The sequence below is a fragment of the Okeania sp. SIO2B3 genome (assembly GCF_010672525.1).
Lineage (GTDB): Bacteria > Cyanobacteriota > Cyanobacteriia > Cyanobacteriales > Microcoleaceae > Okeania.
In genome coordinates this window covers 130,363-137,666 of sequence record NZ_JAAHGH010000012.1, presented here as the reverse complement: position 1 = coordinate 137,666, position 7,304 = coordinate 130,363, and the positions used below count along the sequence as shown (strand labels likewise).

The 7,304-nt window shown below is 40.0% G+C and carries 6 protein-coding genes; 3 read left to right on the top strand and 3 right to left on the bottom strand.

Annotation, left to right across the window (positions count from 1 at the left end; translation table 11 throughout):
- The first annotated feature begins 171 nt into the window (after positions 1-171).
- Positions 172-2,259 carry an NAD(P)H-quinone oxidoreductase subunit 5 gene (locus F6K15_RS13570; RefSeq protein ID WP_293061561.1) on the top strand — a complete coding sequence of 696 codons (2,088 nt, stop codon included), beginning with the start codon at positions 172-174 and terminating at the stop codon, positions 2,257-2,259.
- Positions 2,260-2,342: 83 nt separating this feature from the next.
- On the opposite strand, the gene F6K15_RS13565 is transcribed toward F6K15_RS13570, so the two are convergent.
- Entirely contained in the window at positions 2,343-2,555 is a 213-nt protein-coding gene (locus F6K15_RS13565) for a hypothetical protein (RefSeq protein WP_293061559.1), read from the bottom strand.
- Positions 2,556-2,582: 27 nt separating this feature from the next.
- Here F6K15_RS13565 and F6K15_RS13560 point away from each other — a divergent pair, with 27 nt between their 5' ends.
- On the top strand, positions 2,583-4,163 hold the full coding sequence (locus F6K15_RS13560) for an NAD(P)H-quinone oxidoreductase subunit 4 (RefSeq protein ID WP_293061557.1): 1,581 nt from the start codon (positions 2,583-2,585) through the stop codon (positions 4,161-4,163).
- Between the two features lie 354 nt (positions 4,164-4,517).
- Entirely contained in the window at positions 4,518-5,156 is a 639-nt protein-coding gene (locus F6K15_RS13555; protein ID WP_293061555.1) for a Uma2 family endonuclease, read from the top strand.
- Between the two features lie 157 nt (positions 5,157-5,313).
- On the opposite strand, the gene F6K15_RS13550 is transcribed toward F6K15_RS13555, so the two are convergent.
- Positions 5,314-5,943 (bottom strand): DUF4112 domain-containing protein, encoded by a 630-nt coding sequence (locus tag F6K15_RS13550; protein ID WP_293061553.1) that lies wholly within the window; start codon positions 5,941-5,943, stop codon positions 5,314-5,316.
- A gap of 310 nt (positions 5,944-6,253) precedes the next feature.
- Positions 6,254-6,604 carry a hypothetical protein gene (locus tag F6K15_RS13545; protein ID WP_293061551.1) on the bottom strand — a complete coding sequence of 117 codons (351 nt, stop codon included), beginning with the start codon at positions 6,602-6,604 and terminating at the stop codon, positions 6,254-6,256.
- Positions 6,605-7,304: the final 700 nt, after the last annotated feature.

Genomic DNA, 7,304 nt, shown 5'->3' with positions numbered 1-7,304 from the left:
ACAAACGGGAAAATTTACCAACTTAGTTCACTCTCGAACCATAGCTTTTACTCTCAGGAGATTATTTCCATTGTTAAAAAAAAATTGTGTTGATTAGTTTTCAGTTTTTACGTTGTAAAGTAATGCTTATTAGTTTTGTCTACATTAAGAATTATAAAGTAACCATAAACTATGGAAGCCCTTTATCAATATGCCTGGCTGATTCCATTATTGCCCCTACTTGGAGCAATGGTAGTCGGCCTGGGACTAATATCCTATAGTCAAGGCACAAGTAATTTGCGACGGGGATCTGCAATATTCATTGTCTCCCTGTTAGGAACTGCAATGGTTCTCTCCTTTGCCATACTCTGGAGTCAAATTAATGGCCATGAAACTTATACTCAAATGTTTGAGTGGGCAGCAGCAGGTGACTTTAGACTCAGTATGGGCTACACCATCGACCATCTGACTGCCCTAATGTTAGTCATTGTAACTACTGTTGCCTTTTTGGTAATGGTCTATACAGATGGTTACATGGCTCACGACCCCGGTTATGTACGCTTTTATGCCTACTTGAGCTTATTTAGCTCCTCAATGTTAGGTCTAGTTGTCTCTCCAAACCTCGTCCAGGTTTATATCTTTTGGGAACTGGTGGGTGTATCTTCCTACCTACTAATAGGTTTCTGGTACGACCGGAAAGCAGCAGCAGATGCCTGTCAAAAAGCTTTTGTGACCAACCGCGTCGGTGACTTTGGTCTGCTACTAGGGATGCTCGGAATTTACTGGGCGACTGGTAGCTTTGAATTTGAGGTAATGGGCGTTCGTCTAGAACAACTGGTAGAAACAGGCGCTCTGAGTGCTGGTTTAGCTACCCTGTTTGGTGTTTTGGTCTTTTTAGGACCTGCGGCCAAGTCGGCTCAATTCCCATTGCACGTCTGGTTACCAGATGCGATGGAAGGCCCTACTCCAATTTCTGCTTTAATCCACGCAGCGACAATGGTAGCTGCTGGGGTTTTTCTAGTTGCGCGGATGTATCCAGTATTTGAACATCTGCCAGTAGTAATGAATATTATTGCTTGGACAGGAGCTTTCACGGCTTTTCTTGGAGCAACGATCGCCATTACTCAAAATGACATTAAAAAGGGTCTTGCCTATTCCACTATTTCCCAATTGGGATATATGGTCATGGCAATGGGTGTGGGAGCTTATAGCGCCGGACTTTTTCACCTAATGACCCACGCTTATTTCAAAGCCATGTTGTTTTTGTGTTCCGGTTCAGTTATTCATGGTATGGAAGTTGTTGTCGGTCATAACCCAGTTTTGGCACAAGATATGCGGTTGATGGGCGGACTGCGCAAATATATGCCTGTTACTTCTGCTTGCTTTTTAATTGGTACTCTGGCAATTTGCGGTATCCCTCCTTTTGCTGGTTTTTGGTCAAAGGATGAAATTCTGGGCAGTGCTTTTGGAGCAAACCCCGCTTTGTGGTTTATTGGTTGGGCAACTGCTGGAATGACTGCTTTTTATATGTTCCGGATGTATTTCTCTACTTTTGAGGGAGAATTCCGGGGTAATGATGAGCAGATTAAACAGCAATTAATGGCTGCAAACTCTACAGGTGACAAAGCCGAGATGACCCCATCGGTGGCTTTCGGACCAGGTGCTATGGACCCGAAAGAATTAGAACACGGCCATGATGACCATGACCATGACCACGGTCATCATAGTGACTCTCCCCATGAGTCTCCTATTAGCATGACTCTACCATTGATGGTTTTAGCGATTCCTTCAATGATTATTGGTTTGTTAGGAACGCCTTTTGCTAATTATTTTGAGCAATTTATCTATGCACCAGGGGAATCTTTGACAGAGGTGCTAGAGGGACTAGCTGAGTTTGACCTGACTGAATTTTTGATTATGGCAGGTAACTCTGTTGGTATTGCTTTAATTGGTATTACCTTTGCTTCCCTGATGTACTTGAGTCGTAAAATTGACCCTGGTGCGATCGCTGAAAAAATCAAACCTCTTTACAATTTCTCTCTCAACAAGTGGTATCTAGACGACCTCAATGACTTTCTATTTGTTAAAGGTAGTCGTCGTTTAGCACGTCAAGTGTTGGAAGTAGATTACAAAGTGGTTGATGGAGCTGTTAATTTAACAGGTTTTATTACACTTCTGACTGGGGAAGGTTTGAAATATTTAGAAAATGGTCGCGCTCAGTTTTATGCCCTCATTGTATTTGTAGCGGTGTTGGGTTTAGTAGTCTTTTCTGGCGTTTAGAGTGAATAGGGAACAGACAGAGCAGTTTCATTCTCGATAGACACGGAGACGCACCAGACACGGAGGCACGGGGATGGAGGCTTTTAATTTATGATTAAAAGTTGGCTTTTCACCAAAAGAAGTAGAACTGTCCATAACTGTCTCCCTGTCAGGCTTTGAGAGAAACGGAAAAATTTAGAATGAAACAGCCCTGAAGGAACAGGGAACAGAAAATTAAGAATTTCGAGTAATATTTTTTCTTCTTCCTTCTTCCTTCTTCCTTCTTCCTTCTTCCTTCTTTCTTCTTTCTTCTTCAAACATTTTAAAAGTGAGATTTGATATTTATGGCTAATTTTCCTTGGTTGACTATAATCATCCTATTTCCAGTAGTTGCATCGTTACTAATTCCGATTATTCCGGATAAAGACGGCAAAACGGTAAGGTGGTACGCCTTAATTATTGGATTAATTGATTTTGCTGTTATTGTTACTGCCTTCTGTACTGGATATGACACGAGTAACCCCGAGCTTCAACTGGTAGAAAGTTATGCTTGGGTGCCACAATTAGACTTAAATTGGTCAGTGGGAGCTGATGGTTTATCCATGCCATTAATTATCCTGACTGGGTTTATCACAACTCTGGCAATTATGGCAGCGTGGCCTGTAACTTTTAAGCCAAAGCTATTTTATTTCTTGATGTTGTTAATGTACGGCGGTCAAATAGCTGTGTTTGCCGTGCAGGATATGTTGCTATTTTTCCTGGTTTGGGAATTAGAATTAGTACCAGTTTACTTAATTCTCTCCATCTGGGGTGGTAAAAAACGGTTGTATGCAGCAACTAAGTTTATTCTTTATACCGCAGGTGGTTCGCTGTTTATTTTGATAGCAGCGTTAACAATGGCGTTTTATGGCGATACTGTTACTTTTGATATGAGGGCGGTTGCTGCGAAAGATTATGCTCTGAATTTGCAACTCTTATTATATGGAGCATTTTTGATTGCTTATGCTGTAAAGTTGCCAATTTTTCCATTACATACCTGGTTGCCTGATGCTCACGGGGAAGCAACTGCACCTGCTCATATGTTGCTAGCAGGAATTCTGTTGAAAATGGGTGGTTACGCTCTGTTGCGGATGAATGCAGGAATGTTACCTGATGCTCATGCAGTATTTGCTCCTATTTTGGTAATTTTGGGGGTTGTCAATATTGTCTATGCCGCTTTGACTTCCTTTGCCCAACGGAACTTGAAGCGGAAAATTGCCTATTCTTCGATTTCTCACATGGGTTTTGTGTTGATTGGTATGGCTTCATTTACCAATATTGGTATGAGTGGAGCTGTACTGCAAATGATTTCCCACGGTTTAATTGGGGCGAGTTTATTCTTCTTGGTGGGAGCTACTTATGACCGTACCCATACTTTAATATTGGATGAAATGGGTGGTGTCGGTAAGAAGATGAAGAAAGTGTTCGCGATGTGGACGACTTGTTCGATGGCTTCTTTGGCGTTACCTGGAATGAGTGGGTTTGTGGCAGAGGTGATGATATTTATTGGTTTTGCCACCAGTGATGCTTATAATCCAACTTTCAAAGTGTTGGCAATATTCTTGGCTGCAGTGGGAGTGATTTTGACTCCAATTTATCTGTTGTCAATGTTGCGGGAGATTTTATACGGTCCTGAGAATAAGGAGTTGGTAGAACACGAAGTACTCAAGGATGCCGAACCCCGTGAGGTATTTATTATCGGTTGTTTGTTGGTGCCAATTATTGGTATTGGTTTGTATCCCAAGATTGTGACTCAGATTTATGATGCGACGACAGTACAGTTGACAGCGCGGTTGCGAGATGCTGTACCAACGTTGATAGAATCTGGGGAAGTGGCATTGAATGATGAGTCTGAGTTGTTGATGCGTGCGCCTGTGATTAAGTAGTAAAACTTTTAGAGTGCGTTAATAAACCGGGTTTATCAAGGAAATTTAGTGGTTTGAACCACAATACCATGACCATAAACCCGGTTTCTTGGTTGCTTTGCGTAAGTCGTGCTGATGAAATTGGTATAATTGATATAGCACTAAGAATTACAGCGCTTTTCAGACAAATGAACCACATCGTCACCATCAAAACCTTGTAGGGACGTTCCATGGAACGTCCCTAATGTGTTCTATCTACATGAAAACTGCTGTAAGGTTAGGACATTTCTAAATCCCGTTTGCGCAGCATTCCGTAGGAAAAGCCTTTAAAAGTCCCCTGTTCCCTGTTCCCTAGCGCGTAGCGCTATAACTGAAATGACAGTCACCATACCTATTAACAAAATTGAGCTTCACCCAGGTAGTCTCATTACCCTAAATGACTTAACCTGGGAACAGTTTGAAGCATTTCTAGAAGAAAAAGAAGCTAACGGAATCAAGACACGAGTCGCTTACAGTCAAGAAACTTTAACCATTATGTCTCCTCTTCCTGCTCACGAACGACCGCACCGAATTATTAGTGATATTGTGAAAGTATTGCTGGATAGTCAAGAGCGAGACTGGGAAGAGTTCGGTTCAACAACCTTTAGGAAAAAAGCTAAAAAAGTCGGTCTAGAACCTGATACTTGTTTTTATATCCAAAACGCTCAAAAAATGCGCTCTCGAATGAGGATAGATCTGACTGTAGATCCACCTCCAGATTTAGCTATTGAGGTAGATGTCACATCCAAAACTACTCTTGATGCTTATGAAGCTTTAGCAGTTCCGGAATTATGGATTTATACTGAAGAAAAATTCACGATTCAGGTTTTTACCGATGGATTATATGTAGAATCATCTATCAGTCCTACTTTTCCCAATTTACCTATTTTAGAATTAATTCCTAATTTAGTCAACCAGGTATTAACGATGGGTAGCAGTAAAATGCTAAGAGAGTTGAGGAAGAAAATGAGTTAGAGTCCAGTGTAGACTAACACAAATAAAACTGTTTGTAGATATATGGGGATGGTTAACTCTGCACGATAAAAATGAGTTAAAACATCAGGAAACTGTAAATTTGTATCGGCATTTTACCTCTCAGAATCAGAGAATTTATACAACAGATTATGTCTTCTTAATATCGCCACTCACAAAACCAGCCATTCCGCTGTTGACACGCTTCTATTTTATTCTGGCGCAAAGACTTATGCTGATAATCCATGTAAGAACACGTAGCTAATCCACCCAAAAGTACAACAGCAGTAACAATATAAATGATAATTTGTTGCTGCTTAGTTTTTCCACCTCGAAAAAGAATATCTCTCAAAGCTGTAAAATCAGGATTATGACTTTGACTGGCACGATTTTTTGCCTTTTTAATCAATGTAAGCTGCATATCAATATGCTCAATAAGTCGTCCACCAAACCAAGCATGAATTCTGAAGAACGCATCTAAAACATCACCCACTCCAACAAAAATACCAATGAGAATATCAATCACAGATAGAAATACTATTAGAAACATATCGCCGAAGGAAGCATGTACGCGACTGGCTTGCATCAACATCCAAAGTCCAGCAAATCCAGTATAGATTCCACCCACAACAGGTATAATTCCGATAAAAGCATCTACACCAATTGTTCCAAGTAATAATCCGTCCGAAAGCTTCTTAAAACTTTCAATATCATTACGAGATTTAAGCAATCTGGCTTCATACATTTCTATATCAGCAGGAATAGCATCGAAATTACTTGAATCGATCATTGATTTACCTCATACAAGTTTTAAGTTTAATTGGCGTAAGTCCTGTAACTGTAATTAAGTGCCAAGTTATCTGCAATCACAAACTAGGTAACGAATTTACGACATTTCAGCTTTCACTATTCATTAGAAATAGTTCATACAAGGTATAACATACCTTTCTAGGCAAAGATTTAAAAGCCTTGTATTGAAAGGGTTATAAAATAAATTGGCAATAAATACTAACTTCCCTAGTTTTGCACCTTGTAGAGACTAAACATGGTTAGTCCCTACTGTTGTCTACCCAAATGAAAACCGCTGTAATTTCCATTAGTTAGTCTGACTTTAAAAGAACAGCAAAGACTCCACAATTTTTGGTGCGACATCCTAGCATTTTGATATCGTAGAAAAATCGACCAGGCCTGTATACATTGAATTTGATAAACCCTGTACTTGCACGAGTCGAATCAGAACCAATACCTTGCAGTGTAATATCTAAGTCTTGTGTATCGTTGTCACCTCCCACTAAGAGAATATAACTGCCGGTTTGCTTAACATCTACAAAAACAGTTTGTGTTGTGTAAGCACGCATGAAACTGTGGTACATTGGGACATCTTGTAGACTAATCAGGTCATATCCCTCAGCACTTAAACGTCTTCTTAGATTTACACCAGCCTCGTACATGGATTGCCTAGAAGCTGTTGTTTGTCCCAGGGCTGGATGGATGCCTCCTGTAAATGTAACCATCACGGCAGCTATTGTTGCAGAGAACTGGTGAATAATTGAGCTTTTCATGAAAGTAAGATCTCCTATGTAGGTGTAAATATAGCGAAGTTGTTATAGAGGGCAATTTAGATATTATTGAAGCTTTCAGAGGTTGGGAGAGTGATGGCGCACTTGGCACGCAAAAGCAAGTAAAACAACCACCATATATGCTTTTTAGCCATTCATGTGTAAGAATTCTTTAAACCCTGATTAATTTGTAGACACTGCACTTCTGAAGTTTATGGGTTGTGAAATCCACCTAAATTTTTAGTAGCTAAAACTCATCTATAGCAAGGATTTCAGCCTTAACGTACGATTTCGTTCGGTTACTACTGATCACCCTTGTACTGATGTTCGATATAGGTTCCCTGGTCTTGAATATTAGTTTCACGGTAGTCACCACTACCCATGTGAATATTCCGATTTTCTGATTTATTGTTAGCCATAGTACTTACTTTTGCTAAATCAATAAATGAAAATCAAAAAAATATATTGATTACTGATAATAATGCGCCCGTGATTGTAGCCTAAATTACTAGCACATTTTATCAAGCTCCAAAAATAGAAAATGCATAGATAGATTTAACCCTGAAGAAACGACATTATATTTTGAGCATCA

What these genes read in the sequence shown, in the direction of transcription:
- F6K15_RS13560 (WP_293061557.1), top strand. Translation starts at nt 2,583, where the DNA reads ATGGCTAATTTTCCTTGGTTGACTATAATCATCCTATTTCCAGTAGTT.
- F6K15_RS13555 (WP_293061555.1), top strand. Translation starts at nt 4,518, where the DNA reads ATGACAGTCACCATACCTATTAACAAAATTGAGCTTCACCCAGGTAGT.
- F6K15_RS13570 (WP_293061561.1), top strand. Translation starts at nt 172, where the DNA reads ATGGAAGCCCTTTATCAATATGCCTGGCTGATTCCATTATTGCCCCTA.
- F6K15_RS13550 (WP_293061553.1), bottom strand. Translation starts at nt 5,943, where the DNA reads ATGATCGATTCAAGTAATTTCGATGCTATTCCTGCTGATATAGAAATG.
- F6K15_RS13545 (WP_293061551.1), bottom strand. Translation starts at nt 6,604, where the DNA reads ATGTACGAGGCTGGTGTAAATCTAAGAAGACGTTTAAGTGCTGAGGGA.